The organism is Pseudomonas sp. G3-19 (genome assembly GCF_054855875.1).
This window is the reverse complement of the sequence record NZ_JBMPIQ010000003.1, coordinates 2,823,950-2,840,263: the sequence shown is the minus strand read 5'-3', so window position 1 is coordinate 2,840,263 and position 16,314 is coordinate 2,823,950. Positions and strand designations below refer to the sequence as shown.

Below are 16,314 nucleotides of genomic sequence, written 5' to 3'. Positions count from 1 at the left end.
CCGTGAAGCGGATCATTCAGGCTGCCTTTTTCCGGGTTCGGCGCTGCGCCAGCAAGAACTGATTGTCGGTAGTCCCCATCTCTTTGTACGACGTCATCATGTCTTGAGAGCGCTTGATGTTGGAAAGAGTAAAATTGGTCAACCGGCGCAAGTCTGAGCGAGAGATGGGGGCCAGGGTCTCTGCCGATGTCATATGGTTGGTATTTGGCAGCGAGTCGGCCGGGTACACAATGTCCGTGCCCAGTGCATCGAATGCATTTTCAGCCCAGCCGGCACGTTGTTCTACCGCCGATTTCCAGTCCTCGAGCATTTTGTCTATTTTCTGGATCTTTACCGGATCAAGGCGGTTTTTGATGTCTTCTGCCTCTATTGCCCGGGCAAACATATTCAGTGCTGCGGGAATGATCGATATCCACGAAGCCATGAGCCGGCCCATCATGAAGGAGGGGTTGAGTACCGCATCAAGGCCTGGATGAATCAGCTCATCCTTCACGTCTCGCCAGGAGCTGATTTCCTTGACGGCATCTCTGATGCCCAGCCCATGATCAATCGCGTTGACCGAGATCCGCGAGGTCTGCGGAATCAGTGGACCCATTCCGATCCCGGCGCTGTTGGCTATCGGATCAATCATGGCCGTGGCGGAGTCGCCGCCAATATTGCCGCCAATCACCCCTCCGGTCGTGGTGTAGGGTGTGGTGTCAGGCATATTGGGAATGACCAGGTCAAGCAGATCGCCGCCTGCGGCACCGCCCTCATAGCCGACGACCCCTCTCACGACTTCGCCTACCATGTTCAGTGCCAGATTCATTGCCACACCTTCCTCATGGAGAATGTTGTGAATTTGCCCCACAACCTGCGTGGAGTGGCCCTGGACGCTCGAAAGAAATGCTGAATACAGCATGATCACACTTTCCGCTCTGTTGTTTCCGTCAGGATCCACATAGCGCAGCGGATTGTTGCCGACGTACGCATACCGGTTCAGCCCGTCCACATCTCCCGCCGGATCTGCACTGACCCAGCGTTGCAACCACGGCGCGTAATACCGCGCACCGTAGTAATACAAACCGCTGACATCCATTTCCTTGCCTGAATAACGCAGTGTCTTGTAGTCAACCTCGACAGCCGAGTCGGCGCTCATCCACGCGGTCGCGCCGAACGGGTAATAGCCTTCGTGACTGATCAGACGTGCCTGCTGGTCCAGTTCCATCACGCATGAGCTCAGGTGATCATCGAGGGTGTAACGCAACTGGTTGTCGGCAATGCCCGGCGGTTTGCCGCTGAGCCAATGCAGGCAACTGACATGGCCTGCGCCGGCGGCGAGGCTGATGACGTGCAGCTCCTCACCGTTGTCCTTGCTGCGGATCTCCAGTCCGGGCAGGTAGCGCACTTCGTGGAAATGCCGGTTGGAACCGCTGTAGGTGTCATGGCGTTTGTAGACGCGCGCGCCCTGGCTGTAGTGATAGAACTCGGCGTCATCCAGGCCGTTTTCGCGTTGAACCAGGGTCACCGAGGCCAGTTGATCGCGGGCGTCCCAGCGCAGTGCCTGTCCCGGTTGCAGGGCCATCAGGTTGCCGTGGCGGTCGAATAGCTGATCGAAATCCGGTGCGGGATCACCCTCTTTCCAGCGCACACCGCGATTGCTTGCAGGGTCGATACACATCTGACGGGTCTGACAGGCACCGTCGCGCACATGGCACAGTTGCGTCAGGTTGCCGCCGTTATCGTAGCGGTAGGTCTGCAGGTAATTGCGTCGGTCGTTGGGGTCGCTCGGTTGCGGTCGGCCGGGGAGGTCGCTGGGGGCCACGTCGTCGTAACCGCTGGCGCTGGTCAGCCGATACAGCGAGTCGTAACGGAACGCACGTTCGCCGTCGACCCGCTGGTTGGCGAAGTGGCTGGGCGTGAACACGTGGTCGAGGATGCGTGTCGGGTTGCCGACCGGATCGTACTCATAGCTCATGTCCTGCAGGGGCGGCTGCGCCCCCTTTTGCGCCCATTGCCGCTGCAGGCGCCCAGTGGTTGGTTCGTAGTCCCAGTAGCAGGCAATGCCATTGCCGGTCTGTTGTTCGATGATTTGTCCGACGGCGTTGAAGTGCGAGTCGAGCAACACGTCCTGCCAGTCGTGGTCGCCGGCCAGCAGCAGTTGCAACTGCTTGAGCTGACCGGCGACGTCGTAGCGCGATTGCTGGCGGTGGCCGCCGGCGTCAGTCTGCTCCAGCATCGCGCCCAACGGGTTGAAAATGCGCTGGCTGACAAACACCCGGGCGTCGGCAAAGGTGCGGCTTTCGCGCAGTGGCTGTCCGGCCAGGCTGTAGCTGTCCAGGTGCAGGCTGCCGGACGGGTCGACCTGTTCCAGTAATCGGCCGCGCTGGTTGTGATCGGCCGGGGCACTGGCATCGGCATAGGTGAAGGTGTCGCTGAGCGGGTCGACGCTGTTGCTGATCGCCAGCAGGCGCAGCAACTCATCGTAGCGGCTGCTCCAGTGCACGCCGCCCGCGTCCCAGCGCTGCAAGGCTTGTCCGGCCAGCCCGGGCAGGCTCAGGCGCCAGCCGGCATCGACGCTGCTGATCTTGAGTGGCTGGCCGTTGAGATCATGAATGCTGGTAACGCTCGGAGCGCTCAGGCGTGGATCGAACTGCGCCACCAGACGCCCGGCAATGTCGTGCTGTTGGCGAATCACCAAGGCTTCGGCAGGGTCTTCGACCAGCACGCGCAGATAGGCAATCTGACGCAGTGGCAAGCCGCGACTGTCGATCACGACGAGCGACGGTGTACGCCGATGGAGGTTGGCGCTCATCAGTGCAGCGTCCATGGTGATGTCGATTCCGGCACAGCGGATTCATCGGTGTCGTTGAAGTCTTCGCTGGCCTGATACCACGGATGATAGGTCTCGCGGGAAAAATAGCCCTTGGCGTTGATCAGCTTGACCAGACGCCCGAGCGGGTCATAGAACAGTTGATCGAAGTAGCCGTACCGCCGCAGGGATTGATCATTGACGTAGCCATGGGTGTCGGCAAAAAACGGCCGGAACTGCCGTACCGCCAGCCCCTTGTTGTTGTACTCGACCCGCGCGCTGACCCGCCAGCGCGGATCGGCGTGTTCCTCGCGCAGCTGCCCGCGATCGACGATCAGCGACCCATCGGCAGCGACCGCACAGGCGATTCCTGGCTCGACCCGTTGCAGGGTTTGCAACGCGCGGCCAAAGCCGTCCACGTAGCTGATGATGATCTGCACCAATGCCGCAATCGGATCATTCGGGTAACGGTCGGCACTCAGCGCCACGCTGTGCACCGGTTTGCGTGCAATCGTGCTGATGAGTTCGCGCAGGGCCTGTTCGGCGGGAGTCGGCGACGTCAATTGCGCCAGCCGCCGTCGCGCGCTGGCGCGGATGTGCAGGCTCGGCAACACATCGCCGCTGGCCAGCCATTGCTCAAGCAGCTGTGGCGTTGCGTTGACCACCGCAGGCAACTGTCCCATCCAACTGAACAAATCCTTGCGCAAGGTGCTGGCAGCTTTTTGCACGGCCGCTTGCGGGTCGGCAATGGCAGCGTCCGGACTTGGATCTACCGGGCGCACGTATTCGCTGAGCGGGCGGAAACCGGCGGCGACAGCGTTTTCGGTGCCGTGAAAACTGGTCGCCAAGGGTTGGCCGGAAGGCTCGTAAAGCGCTTCCTGAATATTCTCGTTGGCATCGATGATGCGCACCGGTTGCAGGGCGTGGTAATCGTATTCGCAGCGGGTGATGCAGCCATCCGGCAGTTCGACGCTGATGACCAGCAGCCAATACTCGTCGTACCGCGCCTTGGTCCAGCCGTGGCTCAGGGTTTCGCGGTATTCAAGTACCCGGAAGAAACCCTTGGCATCGGCGTACTTCGCGTAGGTGTAATGCGCGGACCAGAGGCTTTCTGCGTCCGCGTTTACCGCCGTGTCATCGAACAGTAGCGGCATCAGTGTGTAACCGATTTTCGCCAGCTCCTGAAGGATATCGAACGGTGGCGGCAGAATGTCGTAGGCGGCGAGGGCCGTCTTGTCGAAGCTTGCCATTTCCAGCGGCCCTTTCAGTGCTTCGAATTGCGCCGAGCCGTCGGGCAGCAGACTGCCGTCCTCTTTGTTGATATAGCGCTGCATGGTTTGCCCGGTCAGCACCCGCAGGGCATTCCACTCGGGCGAGCTTACATGCTCGTTAAGTAATTCCCATGTCAGCTGTTGCGGGTTGAGGCCCGATGGCAAATCACCTTTGGGCAGTACCAGGGCATTGCTGCGTTGCTGCCAAGGCAGGCCCAGTCGCCATTCACAGAGCTTCTCGTCCAGATCAATCGAGCGCGCGCGCGTTTCGTTGAGATAAAAAAACCGCTGCGCCATGTCATGCGCGTCCCGCCACCACTGTTGTTCGTCGGGGTCGCTGAAAGGCGGAGGATCGCCGGGCAGGCGCCGTCGCGCGTAACTGATGGTCAGGCTGTGAGTGGCGTGGCCGTATTCGCTGCTGGCGAGCAAGACTTCATGACGGCACAACGGGTCGTCAATGAAACCATCGTACTGATAGCTGATTTTTTCCAGGGTCTGTACCAGCAGCACGCTCGCCGGCTCTCGCAAGTTGGCGGGCCGGACATCACGCACCAGGTAACGAAATTCTTCTACGGCGTAGAGCCGTGCATTGGCTGGCTCGTCAGTGCCGGTCCAGGTTTCGATGCGGGCGACGGCGCCGACCAGCGCGCGTGCGATTTTATAGCGTACGTCTTCGTTGTCTGGCGTGACCGGTTCATCGCATTCATCACTGTCGTGATAGCGGCTGAAGACGGTTGGTCGCAAGTCAACGGCCTCACTGTCACCGTCGAAGTAGCCATGTCTTGGCCGATCCATCGCCTGCCCGGTCAGGTACCAGGTACAGATGCGCACCGGTGCTGTGAACCCGAGTTCTTCATCGCCTGTGGCCCGTTCGCTGTCGGTCTGTTCCCGGTAACCGAAACCCCGAAACTCACGATCGATGCTGTCGTAGACGCCTTCGCGATAGAAGCATGATTGCGTCAGGCAATTGCCGGTTATTTCATCCAGCTGACGTTGCCGGGCGACGACTTGAACCGCGAACGGTAGATGGCACACCGGCGTTTCGTCGGGATGATCGGTAAGCCACTGCTGCTTTTCATCCAGCCATTCCTGTGCAGAGCTGCGATAGACCACCTGCGTGGCGCAGCCCATATTGTTGTTGGTAGCGGTCAGCAAGTAAGGCTTGGCCGCGACAAAGTCGTAGCGCCAGTGCTCGGGGTTCATGTGCGGTACCGTCAGGATCAGGCTGGCACAACCCAGGCCTTGCAGGTCGGCGAAACTGACCTGGCACAGGCGGTCGTAGCTCACGCCTTCCGGCCACGGCACGAAGACAGGCGTCTGTTCCAGGCCATTGCCCCCACGATTGAGGTAGATCTCGAAGCCTGAAGGTTTCAGGCACAGCAAGGCCGGCGCGCCGGAGCCGTCGATATCGGCGATCCGGATGTGCTCTGCGTTGAATTGGTCATACCGGAAGGGCAGGGCACTGATGACCCGGCCTTCGCCGAATTTGCCATGCCCCAGATTGGGCCAGCATTTGATTTCGTTGTACCGGATCCGGCACAGCTCGCTCATGTCACTGCCGAGCATGTTGCCCAGAAATACGAGTTCTGTGGGGGCGTTGCCGAACAGCGGCAAACTGTCCTCATCGTCTTTGCGAGGCACGTCTTCGGCGCCGGAAAAACCCTGTTCCCGTTGGTTGGCATACAAGCGCACCGCGCGCGGACCGATCATTGCCAGCGAGTTGAGGCCGTTGCCTCCCAGGTCGCCGAGCTGCGAAAGGGTGTGAAAAAACTCCAGCGGCATGCCGGTAAACGCGATGAACGGCGCCCAGCTGCGGTCAGCATTCAACGTGCGATACCCGCTGCTGCCCGGTAAGGCCGCGATCCAGTCCAGCCGCCCGTTACCGGTCAGGTCGAGCAAGAACTGCTGGGCGGCGTCGTGCCTGGCCACCGGGATCTGCTCAAGCTCGGTCCAGGAAGCGTAGGTGATGGCGTCTGACCCCGACGTTGCGCGCAGCGGTTCGCGGTAATACCAGCACTGATCGTAGCGGCAGAGAAATCCCGGTACACCTTCGCCGTACAGATCGACGCACTGGTAAAACTGTCCATCCTCAAGGCCCGGCATGGTGTCTTCGGCGAACATCCGTGACGGGGTTTTATTGATCTCGAAGGGTGAGTAATCAAACTCCACCGGCGGCGTCGTCTCCAGCGCACCGCTGGCATCGAAGGCCTGATAGTGGGCGGCGGTGATCCGGTTGTAAGTCCACGGATCAGCGGGCGACGGGTATTCCAGCAGCAGCCGCCGCACCAGCAGCGGATCCTCACCGGCAGGCCGCGAGAAGTTATGGAACATCAGGATTTGCCGGCACAGCCGCCGCGTGCCCAGTTCGAAACCCTGACCGAAGGTGGAAAACGGATCCCGGCGTTTATCCCAGACTGCCAGGCTGTCGCCACCGTACACCGGGGCCTCTGTCAGTGAACGGGTGCGCTCGCCGTAATCGAACAGCAGATGGAAATGCCAATCCAGTTCGGCCGGATCCTCCACGGTCCAGCTATACAAATGCTGGCTGGCTGTGACGTTGCCATAGAAAATCGCGCGCAAGTAGCGCTGGGCGCGGTAGTCGTGAGTCGGGTCGGGGTCCTGATCATCGGCCAGATAGTCGAAGCAGATGTGCTCGCCCTGCGGGTTCATGCTTTCGCACAGCAGCCAGCTGCCGACGCGCAGTGGATCGTCCGGATCGGCGCGGCGCGAGGCGCTGGTCTTGCCGTATACCTGCAGGGAGCCGTCTGCGCCGTGGATCAGCCAGAAGGGCGGCCCCTCAGGTTTACCGTCTGCAGTGACGGGCTGCCAGCGTTCGCGCAGGGTAAAATCTCTCTCTACCCGGGGCCAGAAGCGCACCACGTGATGAGCGCCGACGGAAATTGCGTTGTAGCTGTCTTCGGGACGCGACTTCGGTGTGCCATCACTGTTCAGTTCGGGATGCCACACTTCACCGTCATCACCGATGATTTCATCGAGATCGCTATACCGCGGCACGCCTTTTTGGGTACGACGGCTGATCTGTCCAATACCCAGGTTCCAGCCGACGCCAAACGGCCCGTTGCCGGCCTGACTGCTGTAGGTCAGCGACAGTTGCGGATCCCAGCCACGTCCGGCGGACAGGGGCAGTGGCAGTTCAAATGAAGCCGCGCCAGTGGCGCCAACCGCCCCCCAGCTTTTGCCGATCGTGGTGATCGAGGCGCTGCTGGCGATGGACGGGGTGATGATGCTCAGCTCTTGATCAGCCATGGTCGGATCCATTTCACACGCGAAGCACGTGCGTGGACAGACGCTACCAACAAGTGGAGATCTCGTAACCTGTCAGATCTGACAGGTGCCAAAGAGCCATTAATGTGCAGGGTGCCCCGCACGGACAGGCGGGCACAAAAAAGGCCGGCCCGTCATATGACGGGCCGGCCTTTTTACAGCTGCGAAACGCTTACTGCACTTCTACCGCCAGGCTTTCGGCGATCTTCTGTTGCCAGATCGCCGGGCCGGTGATGTGTACCGACTCACCGTTGCTGTCCACCGCGACGGTGACCGGCATGTCCTTGACCTCGAACTCGTAGATCGCTTCCATGCCCAGCTCGGCGAAGGCCAGCACCTTGGACTTCTTGATGGCCTGGGCCACCAGGTAAGCGGCGCCGCCCACGGCCATCAGGTACACGGCCTTGTTGTCCTTGATAGCTTCGATCGCGGTCGGGCCACGTTCGGACTTGCCGATCATGCCCAGCAGGCCGGTCTGCTCAAGGATCTGACGGGTGAACTTGTCCATCCGCGTCGCGGTGGTCGGGCCAGCCGGGCCAACCACTTCGTCACCGACCGGATCAACCGGGCCGACGTAGTAGATGAAGCGGCCTTTCAGATCTACCGGCAGGGTTTCACCCTTGTTCAGCATCTCGACCATGCGCTTGTGCGCCGCGTCGCGACCGGTGAGCATCTTGCCGTTGAGCAGGACGGTTTCGCCCGGCTTCCAGCTCTGCACTTCTTCCGGGGTCAGGGTGTCGAGGTTGACGCGACGGGCCGACGGGCCGGCTTCCCAGACGATTTCCGGGTAGGCGTCCAGCGATGGCGCTTCCAGCGAGGCCGGGCCAGAACCGTCGAGCACGAAGTGCGCGTGACGGGTGGCGGCGCAGTTCGGGATCATGCACACCGGCAGCGAGGCGGCGTGGGTCGGGTAGTCCATGATCTTCACGTCGAGCACGGTGGTCAGGCCACCGAGGCCCTGGGCGCCGATGCCCAGTTGGTTGACCTTCTCGAACAGCTCCAGACGGATCTCTTCGATGCGGTTCTGTGGGCCACGGGCTTTCAGTTCGTGGATGTCGATGGATTCCATCAACACTTCCTTGGCCATGACCGCGGCTTTCTCGGCGGTGCCGCCGATGCCGATGCCCAGCATGCCCGGTGGGCACCAGCCAGCGCCCATGGTCGGAACGGTCTTGAGCACCCAGTCAACGATCGAGTCGGACGGGTTGAGCATGGCCATTTTCGACTTGTTCTCGGAACCGCCGCCCTTGGCCGCCACGTCCACTTCCACGGTGTTGCCCGGGACGATGGAGTAGTGGATGACTGCCGGGGTGTTGTCCTTGGTGTTTTTGCGAGCGCCCGCCGGGTCGGCGAGGATCGAGGCACGCAGGACGTTTTCCGGCAGGTTGTAGGCGCGGCGCACGCCTTCGTTGATCATGTCGTCCAGGCTCATGGTCGCGCCATCCCAACGTACGTCCATGCCCACACGCACGAACACGGTCACGATGCCGGTGTCCTGGCAGATCGGCCGGTGGCCGGTGGCGCACATGCGCGAGTTGATCAGGATCTGCGCGATCGAGTCACGGGCCGCTGGCGATTCTTCGCGCAGGTAGGCTTCGTGCATCGCCTGGATGAAATCCACGGGGTGGTAATAGGAAATGAACTGCAGGGCGTCGGCAACGCTCTGAATCAGGTCGTCTTGCTTGATCACGGTCATGAGTCGCGCTCCTCTAAAAGACGGGAACATTCAATAAGGTGCCTGCGGCTTGGGTGCATCGGTCGGTCGCAAGCACCTTTCAAGGCACGCCGGGGCTGCTGGCGCGACGCTAAAAAGGCGCGGCAGTATACCGCGCCTCTTCGGGGCATACACGCGTCGGCAGTCATTCGTTGGTCGCATGGTTGGGCGAATATCGAACATCGGGTTTGCACTTCAATACCCACCCCCTCACCCCAGCCCTCTCCCCCAAGGGGGCGAGGGGGGGGAGGGAGCCGATTTGTGGCGAATTCAAAACCTGAGTTCGGCATGATGTATCAGGTCGGCGTATCTCAAATAAACAATGCGGTCAGTTCCCTCTCCCTCGGGGAGAGGGCTAGGGTGAGGGGCTTTTGAGGCCACACTTTTGACGTCAATTTTCGAGCCCGAAAATCGGTGGTCATTTATCGACCGCCCCTCTAAAGTGGCATCCGGTCTGTAGAGTAGGACACTCGGTCAGCCTCCTATCGCACGGTGAGTCAACGATTGACCCATAACGCCATTCAACGTCTTTTGCTCAAGCGCTTTGCCCTCGCCGCAGCCACCTATGGATTGGCTTTGCTGCTGCTGTGGCTGGCGTTTTTCACCGGGCATTACCCGCAATCATTGAACAGCGTGGCCATCGGCAGCGCGCTGGTGGTGATCTGCCAGGCGACGTTGTTTACGCTGTTCTGGTCCGGGCGCAACCAGCGCTTTGCCGACCCCAGCCTGACCGAAGCGCAAGTGCTGCTCGGGCTCGGCTGGCAGACCTGGCTGATCGCCCATCTGGATGAAGCACGCGGCGCGTTTCTGGTGTTCTACGTGCTGATCCTGCTGTTCGGCCTGTTTCATTTAACCCGGCGCGCGTTCATTCGTTGCGCGCTGCTGGTGTTCTTCAGTTTCTGTGCGATCACCCTCTGGGACGGCTACCACTTCCGTCTGCCGGATCCGGCGCTGGCGGCGTTGCAGGTGTGCATTCTGGCGATGGTGCTGGCGTGGCTGGTGATTTATGCACGCTTCGTCCAGGTTTCACGGCAACGCATGCGCCAGCGCCGGTTTGCCTTGCAGGCGCATCAGGACACCCTGCGCGGGATGATGCGCCAGCTCGAAGATCTGGTGGCCACCGATGAGCTGACCGGGCTGTTCAATCGCCGGCATTTTCTGCGCCTGGCCTCACGGGAACTGGCGGAGATGGAGCCAGGCGTGGTGCATGGTCTGGCGCTGATCGACCTCGATCACTTCAAACGCATCAACGACCTGCACGGCCATGCCGCGGGCGATCAGGTGTTGCAGGCGTTCGCTGGCGTGGCGGGTGCCTGCCTGCGTGACGGCGACGTGCTGGCGCGTTACGGTGGCGAGGAGTTCGTGGTGTTGCTGCCCGACTGCGATGCCGAACGCCTGACGGCCTGTTGTGAACGTCTGCGCATCGCCTTCACCGACGTCGAACTGGTGGGCCTGAATGTGCGCAGCCTGAGTCTGTCGGCAGGCATGACCTTGCTGGGGCTGGGCGATGATCTGGACGACGCCTTGCAGCGTGCCGATCAGGCGCTGTACCGGGCCAAGCGCGACGGGCGCAATCGTTGTGCAGCGGCATGGGAGAATGTGGATGCCTGAACTTCGCGTCGGTGATCGGCAATGGCCGGTGGCGGCGGGCAGCAATTTGCTCGACGCGCTGAATCAGCACGGCGTCGCGGTGCCTTACAGCTGCCGCGCCGGCAGTTGCCATGCCTGTCTGGTGCAGTGCGTGAGCGGCTTGCCCGCCGACAGTCGCCCGGATGCCTTGAGCGCCGAACAGCGCCAGCAAGGCTGGCGGCTGGCTTGTCAGTGTCAGGTCACGGAAGATTTGCAGGTACACACCTTCGACCCCGTCACCGACGGGCGCCCGGCGGTGGTCGAGGCGCTGGACTGGCTCAGCGATAACGTCCTGCGTTTGCGCCTGACCCCGCAGCGACCACTGCGCTACAGCGCCGGGCAGCATCTGGTGCTGTGGATCAACCATATCGCCCGGCCGTATTCGCTGGCGAGCCTGCCGCAGGAAGACCGTTTTCTCGAATTTCACCTCGACTGTCGCCAGCCCGGCGAATTCAGCGATGCGGCGCGGCGCCTGCAGATCGGCGACCCGATCCGCCTCGGCGAACTGCGTGGCGGCGCGCTGCATTACGACCCGGACTGGCACTCGCGCCCGCTGTGGCTGCTGGCGGCCGGCACCGGGCTGGGCCCATTGTTCGGCGTGCTGCGCGAAGCCTTGCGCCAGGATCATCAGGGCGCCATCCGCGTCATTCACCTGGCCCATGACGCGCGCGAGCACTATCTGGCCAAACCCCTGGCGGCGCTTGCTGCGCAGCGCGAAAACCTCAGCATCGAGCTGTGGACGGCGGCCGAGTCAGCCGCCGCTTTGGCGCAACTGCGCCTTGTTTCCCGGCAAACCCTGGCCTTAGTCTGCGGCTCGACTGCCAGCGTCGATGCGTTTGCCAAGCGTCTGTACCTGGCCGGACTGCCGCGCAATCAACTGCTGGCCGATGTGTTTCTGTCCCGCAGTTAAGCGCTGAATCTCGTGTGAAGGTGAACTCCTGTGGTGAGGGGATTTATCCCCGATGGGCTGCGTAGCGGCCCCAGGATTTTGTGAGTGCTGCGCACTCAATCGGGGATGAATCCCCTCGCCACAGAGAACCTCTTAAACCAGCCATGTTGAGACACGCCATGACCGAAGCCATCCTGCTGGAACGCGAACGCGGTTTGCTCACCCTGCGCCTCAACCGTCCGGACAAGAAAAACGCCCTGACCCGTGCGATGTACAGTCGCCTTGCCGAGGCCCTGAAGCAGGCCGACAACGATCCTGAAATCAACGCCGTGCTGATCACCGGCGGTGCCGAGTGCTTCACCGCCGGCAACGACATCGCCGACTTCATCCAGCAACCGCCGAGCGACCTCGACAGCCCGGTGTTCCACTTCATGCTCAACCTGCTCGAATGCCGCAAACCGGTGATCGCCGCCGTGGCCGGCGCGGCGGTGGGCATCGGTACCACGTTGTTGCTGCATTGCGATCTGGTCTACGTCAGCCGCGATGCGCGGTTGCGCATGCCATTCGTCAACCTCGGACTGTGCCCGGAGTTCGGTTCCAGCCTGATCCTGCCGCGTTTGCTCGGACACGCGAAAGCGGCGGAGCTGTTGCTGCTCGGCGAAGGATTCAGCGGTGAGCAGGCGGCGCAGTGGGGCATTGCCGCCGAGGCGCTGGGCAGCGGCGAAGCAGCACTGAGCAAGGCGCGGGAGATGGCGTTGCGTTTCGATGAGTTGCCGTCGGAAGCGGTGCGCATCAGCAAGCAATTGATGCGAGCGCCGGATCGCGAATTGATCCGTAAGGTGATCGAGGAGGAGGGCGCACTGTTCACCCAGCGCTTGCGCTCGCCGGAGGCATTGGCGGCGTTGACCGGGTTTATCAAGCGGCACTGAGATTTTCGCTGGCCGGGCTACCCTCATCGCTGGCAAGCCAGCTCCCACAGTTTTTGTGGTGGATGCAAAATCTGTGATCGCCGCGAGCCTTGTGGGAGCTGGCTTGCCAGCGATGAGGGCAGAATAGACGCTGCATCTTTTAGCTCAGAATGCACAAAGCCCCGGCACTCACATGCCGGGGCTTTGATGAGGCAAGACATTAACTCCCGTGCAATAGGACGTTTGCCTAAACTGCTATCAGCGAGGAATGCACTTCAGTTGGGTAAATACCGCAAGATCACCGGATTTCCAGGTTCCTCGTTTTCCGGGACGAGCGGGATGGCGCTCACGAGGATTTTTTCATCATCGGGTTGCAGGGCAACTCTCGCCATATACCTTCCTTTTCCAAAGGATGGCAGCGTCTGTTTGACATAACCCTGTCCATTGCCAAAGCTGGTATCTGGTGTCCCGTTGCTGTTAAAGCGGGCTACGACAAGCTCGTGAGTCATGGGTTTGAAAGTACCTGCCGACCCCACAACGACCGATCGGCCGTTCTCTTGAAAGGCGCTGGCCTCCCATTGTGTTTCCTTGCCCAGGGACGTCAGCAATGGTTGACCCTGATTGAATTGAATGTTCGGTTCACCATTGGGCTCGGAGCTGATCAACAACGCTTGAATATCTGGAAATGCGCCCGCTGTACCAACCCCGAGAATCCGTCCGTTGTTCTGTCGCACAAGTTGATTGAATTCCGATGCACGCACATCGAACACCACGAAGCCATTTTTCATCCGGCCAAACGATTCATCGGGCTCGCCATTCTTATGAAAGCAGGCAAGCATGGCATGGTGACTTGATGCGGCGAGCGTCAAGCCTCCAACCACATATTTCTCTTGCTTGTCGTCAACCAGCAAGCTCCGCAATAGACTCGTTGGGTTATGGGGGTTTTTGATATAGATATAACCTTTAGCGGAGAATGTTTTGTCCGGTTTTCCCTCGGGCGTCAGGCGTATGATCCATCCGTTGCGATGAAACGTGAGGATCTTGCCATCACTCAAGATCACCATATCCGTCTGACCAGCGGCAGAGTTTTCCAGAAGTTGACTTTGTTCCGTGGAAGGCGAGTCGCGGTCCTTCAATAATTCCAGACAAAACAGGCCATCTTCCCCAAACGTTTTATCCAGTGATCCATCTTCTTCCAGTCGGTAAAAATAGGAAAAGTTGGAAGTGCTCGAAGCATGATCGGCGTGAACAATAACCCTGCCATCAGTTTGCAAAGCAAATGAGGAAAGAGCACCAAGCCCGGGAAGAAGGTATTGGACTAAACCGTTCTCGCCATACTTCGGATCAGGATTGCCCTTTAGATCCAGGCGGCCCATGGTGATGTAGACGGAATCGCCTCTGGCGGAACGCCCGCCGAAATAAATCCAGGAATCAGTTACCATCAGTTTTTGGATATGGACAGTTCCGTAGTCCGGATTTCCGTTGACTATCGTCACAATTCCTTTGTCGCCGAAATCGGTATCGAGCATCCCGCCGTAAGTTTTTTGACTAATCATTTTTTCGACCTCGTGCAATTGCGGAAAAACAGGTCGTCAGTTCATTGCACGATAGAAAAGCGTAAAAACTCTGAAGATTAATGATCGGACGAGTTTCGATTAAAAGCTTCCAGCGTCAGTGGCACAACTGTCAGGTCTGACAGTTGTAGATTCGCCCGACAGGTGTTAACGATAATAAAAAAGCCCCGGCATTCGCATGCCGGGGCTTTTGGTTTTCAGCGAATCACTCAGACCTGCGGGTCGCCAACGTGCAGGATCTTCATGCCGTTGGTGCCACCGGTGGTGTGGTAGCTGTCGCCCTTGGTCAGGATGACCCAGTCGCCTTTTTCCACAACGCCGCGCTTGACCAGTTCGTCGATCGCCTTCTGGCTGACTTCGTTCGGGGCCAGCGAGGCCGGGTCGAACGGCACGGTGTACACGCCACGGAACATCGCCGCGCGGGCCTGGGCTTCGCGGTGCGGGGTGAACGCGTAGATCGGCACCGAGGAACGGATACGCGACATGATCAGCGGGGTGTAGCCGCTTTCAGTCAGTGCGATGATCGCTTTCACGCCCGGGAAGTGGTTGGCGGTGTACATGGTTGCCAGGGCGATGCTTTCGTCGCAGCGCTCGAATTCCTTGCCGATACGGTGGCTGGACGTCTTGCTGGTCGGGTGCTTTTCAGCGCCGACGCAGATGCGCGCCATCGCCTGCACGGCTTCCAGCGGGTACAGACCGGCAGCGGATTCGGCCGAGAGCATCACGGCGTCGGTGTAGTCGAGCACGGCGTTGGCCACGTCGGACACTTCGGCGCGGGTCGGCATCGGGTTCTGGATCATCGACTCCATCATCTGGGTCGCAACGATCACCGCCTTGTTGTGGCGGCGTGCGTGCAGAATGATCTTCTTCTGAATGCCCACCAGCTCGGCGTCGCCGATTTCCACACCGAGGTCGCCACGGGCAACCATCACTGCGTCAGACGCCTTGATCAGGCCGTCGAGGGTTTCGTCGTCGGCCACGGCTTCGGCGCGTTCGATTTTCGCCACCAGCCAGGCAGTGCCGCCGGCTTCGTCGCGCAGTTGACGGGCGTAGTTCATGTCAGCCGCGTCACGCGGGAAGGACACCGCGAGGTAGTCGACTTCCATTTCGGCGGCGAGCTTGATGTCGGCCTTGTCTTTTTCGGTCAGGGCTGGTGCGGTCAGGCCGCCACCGCGACGGTTGATGCCTTTGTGGTCGGACAGCGGGCCGCCGATGGTCACGACGCAGTGCAGCTCGGTAGCGGTGGCGGTTTCGACGCGCATCACTACGCGGCCGTCGTCGAGCAGCAGCTCGTCGCCCACGCCGCAGTCTTTCACCAGATCCGGGTAGTCGATGCCGACCACTTGCTGGTTGCCTTCGGTCAGCGGATGGCTGGTGGAAAAGGTGAACTTGTCACCGATCTTCAGCTCGATGCGCTTGTTGGCAAATTTGGCGATACGGATTTTCGGGCCTTGCAGGTCACCCAGCAGGGCGACGAAACGGCCGTGCTTGGCCGCCAGGTCACGCACCAGCTTCGCGCGAGCCTTGTGCTCGTCGGGGGTGCCGTGGGAGAAGTTCAGACGGGCAACGTCCAGACCAGCCAGAATCAGCTGTTCGAGAACTTCCGGCGAGTTACTGGCCGGGCCAAGGGTAGCGACGATTTTGGTACGACGGACGGACATGCAAAGACTCCTGAGTTCAAGCGCTAGCAGAGGCTACTATGCTCTTGGGGTGTAGTCATTGTTCGTTTGCACTACTTATTGTTTTCTTTATTGAACGTGGTTTTTTTCAACGACTGTGACCGGCAACCGCTACCGCTGGTCGGTACTGGTATTTCTTACAGGTGGCACGCGGTTTTTCGATCGCTATACAGATTGAATCCCGCCAATGGTGGCGGGGCTGCGAGGCTAACGACATGACAGCTGAAAAAGAAACACGCCAGGCGCTGGAACCGCCAGTGATTGAAAGCCCAAAAGATGGCGACACGCCAGGTGTCCGTTTTCGAGTGGAGGGAACAGGAACACCCGGAAATTTCTCGATCGCCTACAGCACCAGGGATCCCTTGAATCCGCTGTTTGGCCAATTGATTAATAGCAACGGGAGATGGAATACGTTCCTGGATCTGAGCAAATTCGGTTTTTATGTCGTTGAAAGAAGCCCGGACGGCGCGGTTTCGCCAAGGTCACCAGTAGTGACCATCCATCTGGAGTCAACCCCATCTACACCGAAGGGCGATGCCAACCCGCCCGAGGACGCCCCGCACTGATACCACGC

The 16,314-nt window shown here is 60.3% G+C and carries 9 protein-coding genes; 4 read left to right on the top strand and 5 right to left on the bottom strand.

From position 1 onward, the window contains the following. Positions 1-16: 16 nt before the first annotated feature. The 3 genes from ACOYXI_RS13045 to ACOYXI_RS13035 all read right to left on the bottom strand — a co-directional run bounded on the left by ACOYXI_RS13045 (position 17) and on the right by ACOYXI_RS13035 (position 9,043). The gene (locus ACOYXI_RS13045) at positions 17-2,794 is read right to left on the bottom strand and encodes an RHS repeat domain-containing protein (RefSeq protein WP_461674927.1); all 2,778 of its coding nucleotides are present in this window, start codon (positions 2,792-2,794) and stop codon (positions 17-19) included. Next, positions 2,794-7,329 carry a SpvB/TcaC N-terminal domain-containing protein gene (locus ACOYXI_RS13040; RefSeq protein WP_461674926.1) on the bottom strand — a complete coding sequence of 1,512 codons (4,536 nt, stop codon included), beginning with the start codon at positions 7,327-7,329 and terminating at the stop codon, positions 2,794-2,796. Before ACOYXI_RS13040 ends, ACOYXI_RS13045 begins: the two co-directional genes overlap by 1 nt. 190 nt (positions 7,330-7,519) lie before the next feature. Next, positions 7,520-9,043: a fumarate hydratase gene (locus ACOYXI_RS13035; protein WP_027612504.1), complete on the bottom strand. Its 1,524-nt coding sequence runs from the start codon at positions 9,041-9,043 to the stop codon at positions 7,520-7,522. Positions 9,044-9,565: 522 nt separating this feature from the next. On the opposite strand from ACOYXI_RS13035, the gene ACOYXI_RS13030 reads away from it, so the two are divergent. The 3 genes from ACOYXI_RS13030 to ACOYXI_RS13020 all read left to right on the top strand — a co-directional run bounded on the left by ACOYXI_RS13030 (position 9,566) and on the right by ACOYXI_RS13020 (position 12,508). Continuing rightward, the gene (locus tag ACOYXI_RS13030; RefSeq protein WP_135296442.1) at positions 9,566-10,672 is read left to right on the top strand and encodes a GGDEF domain-containing protein; all 1,107 of its coding nucleotides are present in this window, start codon (positions 9,566-9,568) and stop codon (positions 10,670-10,672) included. Continuing rightward, entirely contained in the window at positions 10,665-11,600 is a 936-nt protein-coding gene (locus ACOYXI_RS13025) for an iron-sulfur-binding ferredoxin reductase (RefSeq protein ID WP_027612506.1), read from the top strand. Before ACOYXI_RS13030 ends, ACOYXI_RS13025 begins: the two co-directional genes overlap by 8 nt. A 158-nt stretch (positions 11,601-11,758) precedes the next feature. Further along, a complete protein-coding gene (locus ACOYXI_RS13020; protein WP_461674925.1) occupies positions 11,759-12,508 on the top strand; it encodes an enoyl-CoA hydratase-related protein in 750 nt (249 codons plus the stop codon). Positions 12,509-12,762: 254 nt separating this feature from the next. Here ACOYXI_RS13020 and ACOYXI_RS13015 read toward each other — a convergent pair whose 3' ends face one another. Together ACOYXI_RS13015 and pyk are read right to left on the bottom strand one after the other, a co-directional pair. Then, a complete protein-coding gene (locus ACOYXI_RS13015) occupies positions 12,763-14,043 on the bottom strand; it encodes an NHL repeat-containing protein (protein WP_461674924.1) in 1,281 nt (426 codons plus the stop codon). Positions 14,044-14,270: 227 nt separating this feature from the next. After that, positions 14,271-15,722 (bottom strand): pyruvate kinase, encoded by a 1,452-nt coding sequence (gene pyk / locus ACOYXI_RS13010; protein WP_003227610.1) that lies wholly within the window; start codon positions 15,720-15,722, stop codon positions 14,271-14,273. Positions 15,723-15,955: 233 nt separating this feature from the next. On the opposite strand from pyk, the gene ACOYXI_RS13005 reads away from it, so the two are divergent. Then, a complete protein-coding gene (locus ACOYXI_RS13005) occupies positions 15,956-16,306 on the top strand; it encodes a hypothetical protein (RefSeq protein WP_461674923.1) in 351 nt (116 codons plus the stop codon). The last annotated feature ends 8 nt before the right edge of the window (positions 16,307-16,314 follow it).

Coding starts and splice junctions, on each gene's coding strand:
- ACOYXI_RS13045 (WP_461674927.1), bottom strand. CDS start 2,794: ATGAGCGCCAACCTCCATCGGCGTACACCGTCGCTCGTCGTGATCGAC.
- ACOYXI_RS13040 (WP_461674926.1), bottom strand. CDS start 7,329: ATGGCTGATCAAGAGCTGAGCATCATCACCCCGTCCATCGCCAGCAGC.
- ACOYXI_RS13035 (WP_027612504.1), bottom strand. CDS start 9,043: ATGACCGTGATCAAGCAAGACGACCTGATTCAGAGCGTTGCCGACGCC.
- ACOYXI_RS13025 (WP_027612506.1), top strand. CDS start 10,665: ATGCCTGAACTTCGCGTCGGTGATCGGCAATGGCCGGTGGCGGCGGGC.
- ACOYXI_RS13020 (WP_461674925.1), top strand. CDS start 11,759: ATGACCGAAGCCATCCTGCTGGAACGCGAACGCGGTTTGCTCACCCTG.
- ACOYXI_RS13015 (WP_461674924.1), bottom strand. CDS start 14,043: ATGATTAGTCAAAAAACTTACGGCGGGATGCTCGATACCGATTTCGGC.
- pyk (WP_003227610.1), bottom strand. CDS start 15,722: ATGTCCGTCCGTCGTACCAAAATCGTCGCTACCCTTGGCCCGGCCAGT.
- ACOYXI_RS13005 (WP_461674923.1), top strand. CDS start 15,956: ATGACAGCTGAAAAAGAAACACGCCAGGCGCTGGAACCGCCAGTGATT.